The sequence below is a fragment of the Aquabacterium sp. genome (assembly GCF_044226965.1).
GTDB lineage: Bacteria > Pseudomonadota > Gammaproteobacteria > Burkholderiales > Burkholderiaceae_C > Pseudaquabacterium.
In genome coordinates, this window is record NZ_JBGAGA010000026.1 from 37,473 (window position 1) to 52,426 (window position 14,954).

Genomic DNA, 14,954 nt, shown 5'->3' on the forward strand with positions numbered 1-14,954 from the left:
CAGGCGCCGAATGCGTGCATGATGCACGGCCGGCCCGGCGGCTGCACCGAGGCCGCTCCTTTCGTACGCTAGCAACTGTCGTCATGTCCCCCCTGGTGCTCCACAAGCTGCTGGCGATCTTCGTCACCGTCGCGCTGGGCTGGGCGGCCGGGCGCATGCGCTGGCTCGGCGACGCGAAGGCGGGCAGCGACCCGGCGCGCACGCTGGGCCATGCGGCCTTCTACATCTTCGTGCCCGCGCTGCTGTTTCGCACCACTGCGCGGCTGGACCTGAACACCATGCCCTGGGCCACGGTGGTGGCCTTCTTTGCGCCGGTGCTGCTGATGCTGCTGGCGGTGTATGCCGCGATGCGCTGGCGACTGCGGCACCAGCCGACGGCCGACCTGGCCGCCGCCGAGCGCCTGGCCGCAGCGCCCTCGGCACGCGCCATCGCGGTGGTGTTCGGCAATTCGGTGCAGGTGGGCATCCCGATCGCCGCGGCGATGTTCGGCGAGGCCGGCCTGGGCATCCACATCGCGCTGGTCAGCCTGCACGCGCTGATGCTGCTGTCGGTGCTGACCGTGCTGGTCGAGCTGGACCTGGCGCGCGCCCGCGCGCAGCACGAGGCCACCGGCAACCTGCTGCGCACGCTGGGCATGACGGTGCGCAACACCGTGATCCACCCGGTGGTGCTGCCGGTGCTGGCCGGCATGCTCTGGCACGCCACCGGCTGGCCGCTGCCCGGCGCGCTGGACGAAACGCTGCAGCTGCTGGGCACCGCGGTGGCGCCGCTGTGCCTGGTGCTGATCGGCCTGTCGCTGGCCTACTACGGCGTGGCCGGGTCGATCGGCGGCGCCGTGCTCACCAGCCTGCTGAAGCTGGTCGCGCTGCCGGCGCTGGTGCTGGTGGTGGCGCACTGGGGCTTCGGCGTGCGCGGGCTGCCGCTGCAGGTGGTGGTGGTCCTGGCCGCGATGCCCACCGGCAGCAATGCGCTGATCTTCGCGCAGCGCTACCGCGCGCTCGAGGCCGAGGCGACGACCACGATCGTGCTGTCGACCTTCGGCTTCGTGCTGACCGTGCCGCTGTGGCTGGCCGTGCTGGCGCGGCTGGCCTAGGCTTCACCGCTCGCTAGCGGCCGCCCTGCATCGTCTCGCGCGGGTCGTCGGCGGTGGCCGTGCTCAGCACCTTGTGCTCGCGGTCGAAGGTCACGCTGAACTGCTTTTTCTGCTGGCCGTCGAGGAAGCGCCAGTCCCACACTTCCTCGTCGGGCTTCATCGCGAAGCGCTGTGCCTTGGCCGGCCTGCCGAGCAGCTTGCGCACCTCGCCCTGCGGCATGCCGGGCTGCACCTGCGCGAAGCTTTCCGGCGTCAGCGCCTGGCGGATCGACTGCAGCTTGCCGTCCGGCCCCAGCGTGATGAAGTAGTTGGTGCTGCCCTCGGGCTGGCGCGGGTACTCCAACACCTTGGAGCCATCGGCCTTCTCGACCACCATCACCGGCTCGCCGAACTGCTGACGCACCTCGGCCTCGCCGGAAACGCCGGGCTGCAGCTTCTCGATGCGCTGCTGGTCGCAGGCCGCCAGCAGCGTGCACAGCAGCAGCGGGATCAGCAGGGACAGCGTCGATCTCAGGCTCATCGTCGGGCTCCGCGGGGCATCGGGGGGACGGCGCATTGTGCAGCGGCGCGATCTGGGAAAATCGGGCGCATGAGCCCGTCAGACATCCCCGCCTACATGGCCCATGTGGGCGTCGCTGCCCGTGCTGCGTCCAGCACGATGGCGGCGGCCTCGTCGGCCGCGAAGAACGCCGCGCTGCGCGTGCTGGCGCGCCGGCTGCGCGAGGCCGGGCCGGCGCTGCAGGCCGACAACGCGCTGGACCTGCAGGCCGCCCGTGCTGCGGGCCTCGCCGAGCCGATGGTCGACCGGCTCAAGCTCACGCCCCAGGTGCTGGACACGGTGGCCGAAGGCTGCGAGCAGATCGCCGCGATGCCCGATCCGATCGGCGAGATCACCGGCGTCAAGCGCCAGCCCTCGGGCATCAGCGTCGGCCAGATGCGCGTGCCGCTGGGCGTGTTCGGCATGATCTACGAGAGCCGCCCGAACGTGACGATCGAGGCCGCCTCGCTGGCCATCAAGAGCGGCAATGCCTGCATCCTGCGTGGCGGCTCCGAGGCACTGCACAGCAACCTGGCGCTGTGGAAGCTGGTGCAGGCCGCGCTGGTGGAGGCCGGCCTGCCGGCCGACGCGGTGCAGCTGGTGGAGACCACCGACCGCGCCGCGGTGGGCCGGCTGATCGCGATGCCCGAGTACGTGGACGTCATCATCCCGCGCGGCGGCAAGGGGCTGATCGAGCGCATCAGCGCCGAGGCGCGGGTGCCGGTGATCAAGCACCTGGACGGCAACTGCCACGTCTACGTCGATGCCGAGGTCGACATCGAGCAGGCGCTGGTCGTCACCGACAACGCCAAGACGCAGAAGTACAGCCCCTGCAATGCGGCCGAATCGCTGCTGGTGCACGAGCGTCAGGCCGCGGCCTTCCTGCCGCGCATCGGGGCGATCTTCGCGGCCAAGGGCGTCGAGATGCGCGGCTGCCCGGCGAGCCTGGCGATCCTGGCGTCAGTGCCCGGCGCGAAGCTCGTGCCCGCCACCGAGGCCGACTGGGCCGAGGAGTACCTGGCGCCGATCATCAGCGTGAAGGTGGTGGCGAGCCTGGACGAAGCCATCGCGCACATCAACCGCCACGGCTCGCACCACACCGACGCGATCCTGACCACCCATCACCCGAGCGCGATGCGTTTCCTGCGCGAGGTGGATTCGGCCAGCGTGATGGTCAACGCCAGCACGCGCTTCGCCGACGGCTTCGAGTACGGGCTGGGCGCCGAGATCGGCATCAGCACCGACAAGTTCCACGCCCGCGGCCCGGTGGGGCTCGAGGGCCTGACCTCGATGAAGTGGATCGTGCTCGGGCAGGGCGAGACGCGCCGCTGATCAGTTGCCTGGCGTCAGGCCGGTGAAGGCGCGGAAGACGCCTTCGGAGCAGGTGCCGCAGAACGGCTCCTGCGGGTTCTTCAGCGGGTTGAAGCGGTTGTAGTAGACGAACACGCCCTTCGAGGTGGTGACCACTTCCGGGTCGATGCGCGCGCGTACCGGGCTGTCGTCGCTGACCGCGCGCAGCAGCGGCGCGGCGGGGTCGATGTTGGCGAGCCAGATCTGCGAGGGGTAGTTGTCCTCGGGCTTGGCCAGCGTCATCGACACATAGGACTTGCCGTTGTACGTGAAGGGCTCGGGCGACGAGATGCGCATGCCGTTGGGCACGGTCACCTGGCTGTAGACCTGCCATTGCGGCGACGCGCTGGCATCGTGCTTGTAGATGCGCAAGGTGCTGTTGTCGACCACCGTCATCAGCGCCAGCTCGCCATTGAATTCCGGCGCCACCCAGGACCAGGGCACGGTCTGCAGGTCCTTGTTGCCGCTGTCGTAGGTGATCTGCGCGAGCTGCTTGGTGTCGAGCGCGTACATGTAGACCTGCCGCACGCCGTTGTTGGCCTCCGTCGCGTACAACAGCGCGCGCTTGCCTTCGACGAAGCGCACCGACACGATCGAGGGCGGCAGGCCCGGGATCATCTCTTCGGTCACCGTGGTGCTGACATTGCGCCAGTAGTGGTTGCCGAAGTTGTCCATGTAGGTGATCCGCGGCACCGGGTCGCCGGCGTCATGGCTGGCATACGGGCCCAGGCGCGGCGAGTTCGGGCCCATGGTGCGCACGGTCCAGGTGCCGTCGGTGTTCTGCGTGGCCAGTGCCAGGCGGGCGGTGAACGCGGCGTGCGTGGTGCCCGGCACGAACTTGGTGTAAACGATCTGGTCGCCGCTGGCCGCCGAGATCCACTCGGGACCGTTGTAGGTGAAGTTCAGGTCCTTGGTGGTCAGCGCATCGCCGTCGACCAGCGTGCCCTTGCCATTGGTCGGCTTGAAGGCGCCGGTGGTGGGGTCGACATCGGCCGTCCAGAGCTTGCCGGTGGAATCGGCCCAGACGATCTTCGAGCGCGACGGACTGAACTCGAAATCGATCAGGTCCGGCTGCAGCGACACCAGCTGCTCGTTGATCGCGAAAGGTGCCTGCCTGCCGGCCTGGGCTGCGCCGCTGGCCAACAGGCCGGCCAGCGACAATGCACAGACACGCGCCAGAATGGATTTCGAGAGCGACATGGGTCAGCCTTGCAAGGGTTTGCAACAAACGCCGGAGTTATCTGCGATGGAACCGAGGCGGTCAAGCGCATTGCGCACATGTTGCCGTGCAACACCCGTGCCTGAGGGGGCGCCCGTGATCGCCGGGAGGCGGCCATGCCGCTGAACAGCACCGCGCTGGTGCTGTTTTCCGGCGGCCAGGACTCCACCGCCTGCCTGGCCTGGGCGCTGGCGCGCTACCCGCGTGTCGAGACCGTGGGCTTCGACTACGGCCAGCGGCATCGCATCGAGCTCGATTGCCGCGCGGTGGTGCGGCGCGAGCTCGCGGCGGCCTATCCGCACTGGGCCGCGAAGCTGGGTGACGATCACCTGCTGGACCTGCGGCTGCTGGGGCAGATCTCCGATACCGCGCTGACCGACGCCCGCGCCATCGCGCTGCAGGCCAACGGGCTGCCGAACACCTTCGTGCCCGGCCGCAACCTGCTGTTCCTGGGCTTTGCGGCCGCACTGGCCTACCGGCGCGGCGCCAGCGTGCTGGTGGGCGGCATGTGCGAGACCGACTACTCCGGCTACCCCGACTGCCGCGACAACACCATCAAGGCCATGCAGCTGGCGCTCTCGCTCGGGCTCGACGGGCCGATGACGATCGAGACGCCGCTGATGTGGCTGGACAAGGCGCAGACCTGGGCGCTGACCGAGGCGCTGGGCGGGACGGCGCTCAACGCGCTGATCGTCGAGCACACGCACACCTGCTACCTGGGTGAACGCGGCCAGCGGCATGACTGGGGCCATGGCTGCGGCCACTGCCCGGCCTGCCAGCTGCGCGCCGCCGGCCATGCGGCGTGGCGCAGCGGCCAGGCCCTGCCGCTGCCGCCGGGAGCGGCGCGCTGATGGACGCCCCGCTGGTCTGGCTGCTGGCCGCGCTGGCCGTGCTGTTCTTCTGGATGCTGGGGGCGCACAACCGCGTGGTGGCCTTGCGCAGCCCGATCAACGCCGCCTGGGCGCAGCTGGAGGCGGTGCTGGCCGCGCGGCGCCAGGCGCTGGCCGAGCTGCTGGTGGCGGCCGAGCCGCGGCTGGCCGGTGAACGCGCCGCGCTCGACGCCGTGGTGCAGGCGCAGGCCCAGGTGGGTCGTGCCGCCGATGCGCTGCGCGGCAAGCCGGCCGATGCCGAGCGGGTGGCCGCGCTGGCCCAGGCCGAAACCGCGCTGGCGCCGGTGCTGGCGCGGCTGTGCTCGCTGATCGAGCAGCAGCCCGACTGGCGCGAGGAGCCTGCACTGGCGGGGCCGCTGCAGGCGCTGCGCGAGCTGCCGGCGCGCTGGCAGTTCGCGCGCCAGGTGTTCAACGAGGCATCGTCCGCCTACAACGACGCCGTGCTGCAGTTCCCCACGCGCCTGCTGGCCGGCGTGTTCCGCTTCGGCCGCGCCGGCACGCTGTGAGTCGGCCCCGGCTGCGGTACTCCGCCGCCGGGGGCCGGCACTCAGCACATCACCGACGCGGTGGCGACCAGTTCGTCGAACAAGGCCATCGAGGCCCTGCCCGAGACGGCGTAAGGGTCCAGCGTCGCGGTGGCCGAGTACTTCAGCAGCAAGGCCGGGTTGAGCCGCGCCATGTTGACCTGGCCCATCGCCCAGCCGGCGAAGCGGCGTTCGGTGATTTCCTCGTAGTTCAGCAGCACCACCTCGTGGTGCCGCGGATCGGCCGCTATGCGGTTGTACAGGTGGTTCACCGCCAGGCGCCCGCCTTCGAGCGTCTGCATGAAGATGCCGCCCGAGTAGCACAGCAACCCGGTGATGCCGTGCTGCGGGTTGTTCTGCTTGCTCTGCCGCAGGATGGCCTGCAGTTCGTCGTGGTCGATGCTCGGGATCGCCCGGCTCGCGTAGGTCAGTCGCACCAGCATGGTCAGCCGCCGTTCTTCTTCGACATCAGCGAGAGGAATTCGCGCCGCAGGTTCGGATTCTTCAGGAACGAGCCGCGCATCACGCTGTTGGTCATCGCCGCATCGTCGTCCTTCACGCCGCGCCAGTGCATGCAGAAGTGGTCGGCCTCCATCACGATGGCCAGGCCGTCGGGCTTGACGCGGTCCTGCAGCGCGTCGGCCAGCATCACCACCGCCTCCTCCTGGATCTGCGGACGCGACATCACCCAGTCGCACAGCCGCACGTATTTCGACAGGCCGATCAGGTTGGAATGCTCGTTCGGCAGCAGGCCGATCCACACCTTGCCGAGGATGGGACACAGGTGGTGCGAGCAGGCGCTGCGCACGGTGATCGGCCCCACGATCATCAGCTCGTTCAGGCGCGAGAAGTTCGGGAACTCGGTCACCGCGGGCGGCGGCACGTAGCGGCCGCGGAACACCTCCTCGATGAACATCTTGGCCACGCGCTTGGCGGTCTCGTTGGTGTTGTGGTCGCTGTCGGTGTCGATCACCAGCGCCTCGAGCACGCCCTGCATCTTGGCCTGCACCTCGGCGCGCAGCTCTTCGAGCTCGCCCTCGCGGATGTGCTCCGCGATGTTGTCGTTGGCGTGGTAGCGGCAATCGGCGCCCACCAGCCGGTAGCGGATGCGCTGCGAGGCCGGCAGCGCGGCCAGCTCGGCTTCGCTGCGGAAAATCGGCAAGGTGTCGGAAGCCGCCATGGTGTGCTGCAGGTGCGCTGAAGGGAGGGGCGCCGATTGTGCGCTGGCGCGTTCAAACCCGTGCCGGGCAGGGGCAAGCCAGCCGCTAGACTGACCGCGATGAACGTCGCCGCCGCGCCACCGCTGGCCCGCCTGCTCGACGCCACCGCCGACGCGGTGGCCGCCGTGCGCGAGGGCCGCTCGCTCACCGACGTGCTGGCGCGCTGCCCGGCCGAGCTGCGCGCCGGCACGCAGGCGCTGAGCTTCCACGTGCTGCGCTGGCTGGGCGGCGCGCAGGCGGTGCGCGCGATGCTGGCGCCCAAGTCGCCGCCGCCCAACGTGGATGCGCTGCTGGTCAGCGCGCTGGCGCTGCTGTGGCCCGGCAGCGATCCGCCGTATGCCGAGCACACGCTGGTCGACCAGGCCGTCACCGCGGCCCGCCAGCGCGCCCCGGCCGCGGCCAACTTCGTCAACGCGGTGCTGCGGCGCTTCGTGCGCGAATCGGCCGCGCTGGTCGAGGCCGCGCGCCACCAGCCGGTGGCGGCCTTCAACCACCCGCTGTGGTGGATCGAGCGGGTCAAGCAGGATTGGCCGCAGCACTGGCAGGCGCTGCTGCTGGCGGCCAACCGCCATCCGCCGATGGTGTTGCGCGTGAATGCCCGGCGCGGCACGGCGGCCGGCTATGTGCAGCGCCTGGCGAGCCTGGGCTTTGCCGCCACCGCGCTGGACGCACAGGCGGTGCTGCTGCACAAGCCGATGCCGGTGCAGCAGCTGCCCGGCTTTGCCGAGGGCGAGGTCTCGGTGCAGGACCTGTCGGCGCAGCGCGCCGCGCCGCTGCTGCTGGGCAGCGGCCTGCCCCCCGGCGCGCATGTGCTGGACGCCTGCGCCGCGCCGGGCGGCAAGACCGCGCACCTGCTCGAGCTGGACCCCGCGCTCGACCTGCTGGCGCTGGACAGCGACCCGCTGCGGCTGGCCCGCGTGCAGGACACGCTCAACCGCCTGCAACTGAAGGCCCGGCTGCAGGCCGCCGACGCGCGCGACGTGGCGCGCTGGTGGGATGGCCGGCCGTTCGACGCCATCCTGCTCGACGCGCCGTGCACCGCCTCCGGCATCGTGCGCCGCCACCCGGACGTGCGCTGGCTGCGCCGCATCGACGACGTGCTGGCGCTGTCGCGCATCCAGGCCGAGCTGCTGGACGCGCTGTGGCCGCTGCTGAAGCCCGGCGGCCGGCTGCTGTATGCCACCTGCTCGATCTTCCGGCTGGAAGGTCAGCAACAGATCGACGCTTTTTTGCAACGGCACGCGGCGGACAAACCCCGGCTCGACCCTGCCTCGCCGGGCCATCTGCTGGGGCTGCCGGACAATGCGAGTCGTCCCGGATCTGCGACCGAAACCAGCGGTGACGGCTTCTTCTACGCGTTGATCCACCAACCCTAGCGCCCGCGCTGCCGATGCGCCGCCACCTGCCGTACCTCCTGCTGCGCATCTTCCTGCGGATCCTGCTGCCGGCCCTGTTGCTGGCGGCGGGGGCCCGCGCGCAGGGTGTGGAGTTCTCCACCATCGAGCTCTCGCGCGCCGACGGTGGGCTCACGCTGGACTACAGCGGCCGGCTCAGCCTGTCGCGCGCCGTGGAAGACGCGCTGCAGCGCGGCGTGCCGGTGTACTTCAGCGCCCAGGCCATCGTGCTGCGCAGCCGCTGGTACTGGCGCGACGAGCGGGTGGCCCGCATCACGCGCAGCTGGCGCCTGTCGTACCAGCCGCTCACCGCGTCCTGGCGCGTCAGCCTGGGCGGCCTGTCGCAGAGCTATCCCACGCTGGCCGAGGCGCTGGCGCCGATCTCGCGCGTCTCGGGCTGGCGCCTGCTGGAGGCTGACAAGCTCGAGCCCGGCGAACGCTACTACGTCGAATTCAGCTTCCAGCTCGACAACAGCCAGCTGCCGCGCCCGATGCAGCTGGACCTGGGGCAGGACTGGAAGCTCGGTTTCGAGCGTACGCTGAAGCTGGAATGAGAAAGTCCACGCGCTGGGCCCTGCTGGTCTCGCTGATCGCGGTGCTCGGCATCTCGCTGCTGCTGATCTACCTGCTGTCGCTCGGCAACGCCGGGCGGGCGCTGGAGCGGCATTTCGTCTGGCTGTTCTGGGTCAACGTCGCGGTCGGCGGCCTGCTGCTGCTGACCATCCTGCTGGCCGCCGCGCGCCTGCTGGTGCGGCTGCGCCAGCGCAAGTTCGGCAGCCGGCTGCTGGCCAAGCTGGCCGGCATCTTCGCGATGGTCGGCGTGCTGCCGGGGCTGTTGATCTACACCGTCAGCTACCAGTTCGTCGCCCGCTCGATCGACAGCTGGTTCGACGTGCAGGTGGCCGGCGCGCTGGACGCGGGCCTCTCGCTGGGCCGTGGCACGCTGGACGCGCTGGCCTCCGACCTGTCCACCAAGACCCGTAATGCGGCCGAGCGCCTGGCCGACAGCCGTGCCGCCGTCGGCCCGCTGGCACTGGAGCGGGTGCGCGAGCAGTTGGGCGCCAGCGAGGCGGTGCTGGTCGGTGCCGGCGGGCAGCCACTGGCCAGCGCCGGCGGCGCGATTGCCGGGGCCATCATGCCCGAGCGGGCGCCGCCGGCGCTGCTGCGCCAGGCCAGGTCGGCCCGCAGCGCCAGCCAGCTCGAAGGCCTGGATGACGAACCGCTGCCCGGTGCGCGGCCCTCGGCGCGCGTGCGCGCGCTGGCGCTGGTGCCCAGCAGCGAGCTCAGCCTGGTCAGCGCCGAAGACCGCTACCTGATGGTGGTGCAGCCCGTGCCGCAGCAGCTGCTGGCCAATGCGCTGGCGGTGCAGGCGGCGTACCGCGAGTACCAGCAGCGCGGCATCGCGCGCGACGGGCTGCGTCGCATGTACATCGGCACGCTCACGCTGTCGCTGGTGCTCTCGGTGTTCGGCGCGCTGCTGCTGGCGGTGATGCTGGGCAACCAGATCGTGCGGCCGATGCTGCTGCTGGCCGACGGCGTGCAGCAGGTGGCCGACGGCGACCTCACCGCCAAGCCGGTGTTCGCCTCGCGCGACGAGCTCGGCGGCCTGACCCGCTCGTTCGCGCGCATGACCGAGCAGCTGGCCGAAGCGCGCGAGCAGGTGCAGCGTGGCGTCAAGCAGCTCGAAGGCGCGCGCACGCGGCTGCAGACCATCCTGGACAGCCTGACCGCCGGCGTGATCGTGTTCGACCGCCACCAGCACATCGACACCGTGAACCCGGGGGCCACGCGCATCCTGCGCCAGCCCTTGTCGGCCTACCGCGGCCGCCGCCTCGACGAGGTGCCAGGCCTGGCCGAGTTCGCGCAGGCCGTGTGGCAGCGCAGCGAGCTGCACCGCACCAGCCCCGAGGCCGGCGAGCGCGACCACTGGCAGGACGCACACGAGCTGAAGGTCGGCCCGCAGGAGACCGTGAACCTGCTGCTGCGCGGTGCGCCGCTGCCCAATGGCGCGCGGCTGCTGGTGTTCGACGACATCACCGAAGTGGTGTCGGCGCAGCGTTCGGTGGCCTGGGGCGAAGTGGCGCGCCGGCTGGCGCACGAGATCAAGAACCCGCTGACGCCGATCCAGCTCTCGGCCGAGCGCATGCAGCACAAGCTCGAGGCCAAGCTCGAAGGCGCCGACCAATCGATGCTGCAGCGCTCGGTGGCCACCATCGTGGCCCAGGTGCAGTCGATGAAGCAGCTGGTCAACGAGTTCCGCGACTATGCCCGCCTGCCGGCGGCGCAGCTGCTGCCGCTGGACCTCAATGCGCTGGTCACCGAGGTGCTGGCGCTGTACGCCGAGGCGCATGAAAGTGGCCGGCTCGATGCGCGGCTGGCCGAGCCGCTGCCGGCCATCCTGGGCGATGCGACGCAGCTGCGCCAGGTGATCCACAACCTGGTGCAGAACGGGCTCGATGCGGTGGCCGACAAACCCGATGGCCATGTCACCGTGGCCACCGAGATCGCTCGCAACGAGAACGGCGAGCTGCGCGCGGTGCGCCTGAAGGTCAGCGACAACGGCAGCGGCTTCAGCGACAAGGTGCTCAAGCGCGCCTTCGAGCCGTATGTCACCACCAAGGTCAAGGGCACCGGCCTCGGCCTGGCCGTGGTCAAGAAGATCGCCGACGAGCACCATGCGCGGGTGCGCATCGTCAACCTGCAGGCCGACGCGGATCCGGCGGCCCTGGCCGGTGGCGCCGGCACGGCCGGCGAGGGTCCGGCCATCGGTGCGCAAGTTTCGCTATCATTTTCCGGTTTTGCCCCCGCGCCGACCCCCCACTCTCCGTCCATGCCGTCTCCTGGCATGGCCTCCGACAAGTCACCTGATGCTGGCGCCAAGGCCGCGCAGGGGCAGTGAGCACGCATGGCAACGATTCTTGTAGTTGACGACGAGCTGGGCATCCGTGGCCTGCTCTCGGAAATCCTGTCGGACGAGGGCCACACCGTCGAGCTGGCCGAAAACGCCGCCGAAGCCCGTGCGGTGCGCGAGCGCCTGCGGCCCGACCTGGTGCTGCTGGACATCTGGATGCCCGACGTCGACGGCATCAGCCTGCTCAAGGAATGGGGTGCCGCCTCGATGCTGAGCATGCCGGTCATCATGATGAGCGGCCACGGCACCATCGACACCGCGGTCGAGGCCACCAAGTACGGCGCGAGCGCCTTCCTCGAAAAGCCCATCACGCTGCAGAAGCTGCTGCGCGCGGTGGAACAGGCGCTGGCCAAGCCGACACCGCGCCCCGCCGGCGCACTGCCCGGCAACGGCTACCGCGCCGACGGCCTGCTGACCGGCGACCCCGGCCTGCTGCTGCCCGCCGGCGGCCAGCCCAGCGCACCCGCGGTGCCGCTGGGCCCGCAGCCCGAGCAGATGTTCGACCTGGACCGCCCGCTGCGCGAAGCGCGCGATGCGTTCGAGAAGAGCTACTTCGAGTTCCACCTGGCGAAGGAAAACGGCTCGATGACGCGCGTGGCCGAGAAGACCGGCCTGGAACGCACCCACCTGTACCGCAAGCTCAAGCAGCTGGGCGTGGACCTGAACCGCAACAAGCGCGGCGGGGTGCTCTGAAAATGCCGCTATACTGCTGGGCTCGACCAGATTCACGGCCTGGTAGCTCAGTTGGTAGAGCAGCGGATTGAAAATCCGCGTGTCGGTGGTTCGATTCCGCCCCAGGCCACCAAGACAAAGTCGTTGAGCATCAACGACTTCGCCAAGACGGCGACCTCCGATGAGGTCGCCGTTCTTGTTTGTGCAGGGTCGTTTCCGGCAGTCTTCTGACAGTCACACCATGCACGCGGTCCGGTCTGCCGTTGTTGAAGGCGATCGCAGCGGACGTGACGCTGTCCGTGACGCGGTGCACGCCGGTGGTTCAGCGCGGCTGCCAATGGATTCAGCGTGTAGGCTCCTTGCTCCATGAAGCTGCTCGCCACGATCGCCGTAGTGAAAAGGCGCACTGCACCCGCCTGCGCAAAGGGGCACGAGAAGTGGATTGCCGGCATGGCATTGACCGCGTCATTCGCGGCCGGCCCCGTGTTTGCCGCGGCGCCCGCGCATGAGGGGTGCGCGCGCGTCGGCTCGGCGCCCCGAGCCGCCAACCAGCTGACGATTGGCAAGGACAGGATTCTTCTCGCCGACGCTTCGGTTCCGAACGATCGGCTTCGCGACGCGATCAGGCACTTCGGTGCGACCGGCGCAATCCGCCTGCTCGCGGAACCTGGTGCGCCGGCCGGTGCGGCGTCCTTGTCATCGGGGATTTCCGCTGGTGTGCTGGATGTCGTGGTCACGAAGGTGCCGGGCAGCTCCGCACTTTTCTCCTTTCCCTCGGAGGACGTTCGGTACGCTGCAGTTCAGCTCAACGGCGTGCAGGTGCAGATCGTCGCCAGCGTCCTCGGCACGCAGGTGCTCCCGCTCGCTGCGGTGGCCAGCGACGGTGAGCGGAACAGCGATCTCGTCTGGTTTGCATCGCCCTCCACCGCGGGACCCAAGGCGCAGCTGCAGGCCTTGGAGCGTTTGTACCAACTCGCGTTCCAGGAACGGCCGGATCAACGCTTCTGGCTTCGTCGTCACGACGAGGCGTCGCTGCGAACGCGCACCCGCGCTGATACGCAGGGCGGCGCCCTGCGGACCCTCGCCGGTCTGCGTGGCTGTGCGGTCGCCGCCTTTGAACGTGAAGTGCGCGGTTCGAACCTGCGCCGCTGGGCATCGGTCCAGATGACATTCGATGCCGGCGCGAAGCCCCCGGCGACCAGGGTGGCTGTTCGGACAACGGATGAGCACGGCCGACTGATTCGCCACGGTTCAGTGACCATTGCGCGCGGTGCACACCTGGCGTGCACGGCTCGCATCGAGGCCAGTGGCCTGGCGACGTGCAAGCTCTTCGACACGCATGGAAGTCACGATGGCGATGCGCATGACGACCACGACGGGCCGACGATCGCCACCTATTCGGGGCACCTGGGCGAGGAGCAGATCCTGCTGCCGACGACCAAGCTTGTGGGAGCGCCTGGACGCGCTAGCGGCCGGAATCGGTGAGCCTTGGACTGTCCCATCGTGACGGCATGTCCACCGCCGATGAGCCCATGCTCACAAGGGCGAGCGCCAGAAATGCCCCCTGAAGCCCGCCCCTCTTGAGGCGGGCGCGGGGCGAGTGTCTGGCCGTGACGCGGTAGCGTCAGCGCACCGTTCGAGTGGCCGCACTCGACAGCTCGATGGCGTCCGGCCCGGTGAGCCCCGCGAACTCGGCGGTGACCGGCCCAGGAGCCGCCTGCATGGTGCAGATGGCCACCCCGTCCGCATCCGTCTTCGCGGTGCACGTCGGGCCATCGGTAGCCGTGAACTTCACCTCTCCGCCGGAAATGACATTGAAGAAGTTCGAGACCCGGGCGGCCACCACCAGGCCGGTTCCGCCGAAGCCCCCGGAATAGAACTCGACCTTGGTCGGACGCCACACCGGATTCTTGGCGGTGCCGTCCCGCACCGACAGCTGGGCGGCGGAGCAGGCACGCAGGGTAGCGAAGGCGAGCTGAACTTTCTCGGTTCCCATGATCATCGGGTTGCTGCTTGCAATGCCACCTTGCGCACGAATCGCCTTGATCCGGTCCGCGGTCTTGTCTTCGAAGGAGTGCGAGTTGATGCTCGAGTCCGCCTTCTGCGCCTTGGCCTGTTGATACATCGTTTCCGCGGCGCGCATGTACTGCAAGGCTGCTGCGGCCGTGCCGGGGAATGCAGAACCGCCCAGGTAGGCGATCTTGTGCTGCTCACCCTTGTAGGTGACCGGCAGGATGAAGCTCGTGGTACCGGGGGTGTGGCCTGGTGTCGCCAAGGCCGTCATCGTGAGTCCCGCGACGTTGAGCGTGTGCGGATTCAGATCGCTGCTGTTGACCTGGACGGTCGCCTGATACGGCTTGTTCGCGCCGTAGTCCGCCGATCCCACGACAGTGGTCGCGGGGCTGTACCGGGACTGGAGTTCCAGCACGCCACCGTCGTGGTCACCATGGCCGTGCGTGACGATCAGGGCACGCAGCTTGGCCGGGTCGATTCCTGCGCTTTGCAGTTGCGGAATCGTGATGTTCTGGACATCGGCAGCATTGTTCATCGTGTCGAACAAAACGTATCCGCCATCCGGTGTCTTCATCACGTACTGACCGACGGACACGGTTCCCACGAAGTAGAAGCCATCGAAGAGCTCCGTGATGGGAATGACGGAACGGTCCGCCAGAAGGGGATTGCTGCCCTGGCCAGCGTTCGAACACCAGTAAGGAGCCGTGATGTCGCTGTTGTTGGCCCATGCCGTTCGTGCGATCTGCATGTGCTTGTCAAGCTCGCTGGCATTCGCCGGCACCAGCGTCGCCAGCGGCGTGAAGGCGGCGGGCTTTCCCGGTTCGAATGGCGGGTCGTCGTTCCCCCCGCATCCAGACATCCCAACGGCGACGGCCGCAGCGGCCTGTACGGCCAAGGCGCACCTTGACAAGAACCTGAGCTTCACGGAGTGCTCCTTCAGAGATATGGATGGTTTCACCGTCCCGCGCCCGCGCTTGTCTGGGTCGACGCAGCGCCCGCAGACCGCAGGCGGAATCGCGATGGCCGACTGATCCTAGGAGTGGGGAATCGAGTTGTTCAAATCAACACAGACTCAGTGAAACCCTTATCCCGTCCGTGCTGGTCACGCCATGTTCCTGACTGGCCGATG

14 protein-coding genes and 1 tRNA gene are annotated in these 14,954 nt (G+C 69.2%); 10 read left to right on the plus strand and 5 right to left on the minus strand.

Translation table 11 applies throughout. The annotated features are described in order from the left end of the window. The first annotated feature begins 83 nt into the window (after positions 1-83). Entirely contained in the window at positions 84-1,094 is a 1,011-nt protein-coding gene (locus ACILR4_RS13665; protein WP_395701412.1) for an AEC family transporter, read from the plus strand. 13 nt (positions 1,095-1,107) lie between these two features. Here ACILR4_RS13665 and bamE read toward each other — a convergent pair whose 3' ends face one another. Next, on the minus strand, positions 1,108-1,614 hold the full coding sequence (gene bamE, locus ACILR4_RS13670) for an outer membrane protein assembly factor BamE (RefSeq protein WP_395701413.1): 507 nt from the start codon (positions 1,612-1,614) through the stop codon (positions 1,108-1,110). A 69-nt stretch (positions 1,615-1,683) separates the two neighbouring features. On the opposite strand from bamE, the gene ACILR4_RS13675 reads away from it, so the two are divergent. Further along, complete coding sequence (locus ACILR4_RS13675) at positions 1,684-2,964, plus strand: glutamate-5-semialdehyde dehydrogenase (RefSeq protein WP_395701414.1); 1,281 nt, start codon at positions 1,684-1,686, stop codon at positions 2,962-2,964. Here ACILR4_RS13675 and ACILR4_RS13680 read toward each other — a convergent pair whose 3' ends face one another. Continuing rightward, the gene (locus ACILR4_RS13680) at positions 2,965-4,182 is read right to left on the minus strand and encodes a hypothetical protein (protein ID WP_395701415.1); all 1,218 of its coding nucleotides are present in this window, start codon (positions 4,180-4,182) and stop codon (positions 2,965-2,967) included. It abuts the gene before it with no gap. Positions 4,183-4,317: 135 nt separating this feature from the next. Here ACILR4_RS13680 and queC point away from each other — a divergent pair, with 135 nt between their 5' ends. Together queC and ACILR4_RS13690 are read left to right on the plus strand one after the other, a co-directional pair. Next, a complete protein-coding gene (gene queC / locus ACILR4_RS13685) occupies positions 4,318-5,052 on the plus strand; it encodes a 7-cyano-7-deazaguanine synthase QueC (RefSeq protein ID WP_395701416.1) in 735 nt (244 codons plus the stop codon). Continuing rightward, positions 5,052-5,597, plus strand: a complete 546-nt coding sequence (locus ACILR4_RS13690) for a LemA family protein (protein ID WP_395701417.1) — start codon at positions 5,052-5,054, stop codon at positions 5,595-5,597. The genes queC and ACILR4_RS13690 overlap by 1 nt, the downstream gene beginning before the upstream one ends. Before the next feature lie 41 nt (positions 5,598-5,638). Here the strand turns inward: ACILR4_RS13690 and ACILR4_RS13695 are convergent, their stop codons facing one another. Beyond that, entirely contained in the window at positions 5,639-6,058 is a 420-nt protein-coding gene (locus ACILR4_RS13695; RefSeq protein ID WP_395701418.1) for a BLUF domain-containing protein, read from the minus strand. A 2-nt stretch (positions 6,059-6,060) separates the two neighbouring features. Then, complete coding sequence (gene folE, locus ACILR4_RS13700) at positions 6,061-6,795, minus strand: GTP cyclohydrolase I (protein ID WP_395701419.1); 735 nt, start codon at positions 6,793-6,795, stop codon at positions 6,061-6,063. 99 nt (positions 6,796-6,894) lie between these two features. On the opposite strand from folE, the gene rsmB reads away from it, so the two are divergent. From rsmB to ACILR4_RS13730, 6 genes are all read left to right on the plus strand, one after another. Beyond that, entirely contained in the window at positions 6,895-8,211 is a 1,317-nt protein-coding gene (gene rsmB, locus ACILR4_RS13705; RefSeq protein ID WP_395701420.1) for a 16S rRNA (cytosine(967)-C(5))-methyltransferase RsmB, read from the plus strand. Positions 8,212-8,225: 14 nt separating this feature from the next. Then, positions 8,226-8,783 (plus strand): DUF4390 domain-containing protein, encoded by a 558-nt coding sequence (locus tag ACILR4_RS13710; protein WP_395701421.1) that lies wholly within the window; start codon positions 8,226-8,228, stop codon positions 8,781-8,783. Beyond that, a complete protein-coding gene (locus tag ACILR4_RS13715) occupies positions 8,780-11,128 on the plus strand; it encodes an ATP-binding protein (protein ID WP_395701422.1) in 2,349 nt (782 codons plus the stop codon). The genes ACILR4_RS13710 and ACILR4_RS13715 overlap by 4 nt, the downstream gene beginning before the upstream one ends. Positions 11,129-11,134: 6 nt before the next feature. Then, positions 11,135-11,833, plus strand: a complete 699-nt coding sequence (locus tag ACILR4_RS13720; protein WP_395701423.1) for a response regulator — start codon at positions 11,135-11,137, stop codon at positions 11,831-11,833. A 36-nt stretch (positions 11,834-11,869) separates the two neighbouring features. Beyond that, positions 11,870-11,945, plus strand: a tRNA-Phe gene (locus ACILR4_RS13725). Between the two features lie 233 nt (positions 11,946-12,178). Then, the gene (locus ACILR4_RS13730; RefSeq protein WP_395701424.1) at positions 12,179-13,297 is read left to right on the plus strand and encodes a hypothetical protein; all 1,119 of its coding nucleotides are present in this window, start codon (positions 12,179-12,181) and stop codon (positions 13,295-13,297) included. Between the two features lie 139 nt (positions 13,298-13,436). Here ACILR4_RS13730 and ACILR4_RS13735 read toward each other — a convergent pair whose 3' ends face one another. Continuing rightward, positions 13,437-14,750, minus strand: a complete 1,314-nt coding sequence (locus ACILR4_RS13735; RefSeq protein WP_395701425.1) for an MBL fold metallo-hydrolase — start codon at positions 14,748-14,750, stop codon at positions 13,437-13,439. Positions 14,751-14,954: the final 204 nt, after the last annotated feature.

Excerpts from the sequence above, each read along its gene's own strand:
- ACILR4_RS13665 (WP_395701412.1), top strand. The coding sequence starts at position 84 with ATGTCCCCCCTGGTGCTCCACAAGCTGCTGGCGATCTTCGTCACCGTC.
- bamE (WP_395701413.1), bottom strand. The coding sequence starts at position 1,614 with ATGAGCCTGAGATCGACGCTGTCCCTGCTGATCCCGCTGCTGCTGTGC.
- ACILR4_RS13675 (WP_395701414.1), top strand. The coding sequence starts at position 1,684 with ATGAGCCCGTCAGACATCCCCGCCTACATGGCCCATGTGGGCGTCGCT.
- ACILR4_RS13680 (WP_395701415.1), bottom strand. The coding sequence starts at position 4,182 with ATGTCGCTCTCGAAATCCATTCTGGCGCGTGTCTGTGCATTGTCGCTG.
- queC (WP_395701416.1), top strand. The coding sequence starts at position 4,318 with ATGCCGCTGAACAGCACCGCGCTGGTGCTGTTTTCCGGCGGCCAGGAC.
- ACILR4_RS13690 (WP_395701417.1), top strand. The coding sequence starts at position 5,052 with ATGGACGCCCCGCTGGTCTGGCTGCTGGCCGCGCTGGCCGTGCTGTTC.
- ACILR4_RS13695 (WP_395701418.1), bottom strand. The coding sequence starts at position 6,058 with ATGCTGGTGCGACTGACCTACGCGAGCCGGGCGATCCCGAGCATCGAC.
- folE (WP_395701419.1), bottom strand. The coding sequence starts at position 6,795 with ATGGCGGCTTCCGACACCTTGCCGATTTTCCGCAGCGAAGCCGAGCTG.
- rsmB (WP_395701420.1), top strand. The coding sequence starts at position 6,895 with ATGAACGTCGCCGCCGCGCCACCGCTGGCCCGCCTGCTCGACGCCACC.
- ACILR4_RS13710 (WP_395701421.1), top strand. The coding sequence starts at position 8,226 with ATGCGCCGCCACCTGCCGTACCTCCTGCTGCGCATCTTCCTGCGGATC.
- ACILR4_RS13715 (WP_395701422.1), top strand. The coding sequence starts at position 8,780 with ATGAGAAAGTCCACGCGCTGGGCCCTGCTGGTCTCGCTGATCGCGGTG.
- ACILR4_RS13720 (WP_395701423.1), top strand. The coding sequence starts at position 11,135 with ATGGCAACGATTCTTGTAGTTGACGACGAGCTGGGCATCCGTGGCCTG.
- ACILR4_RS13730 (WP_395701424.1), top strand. The coding sequence starts at position 12,179 with ATGAAGCTGCTCGCCACGATCGCCGTAGTGAAAAGGCGCACTGCACCC.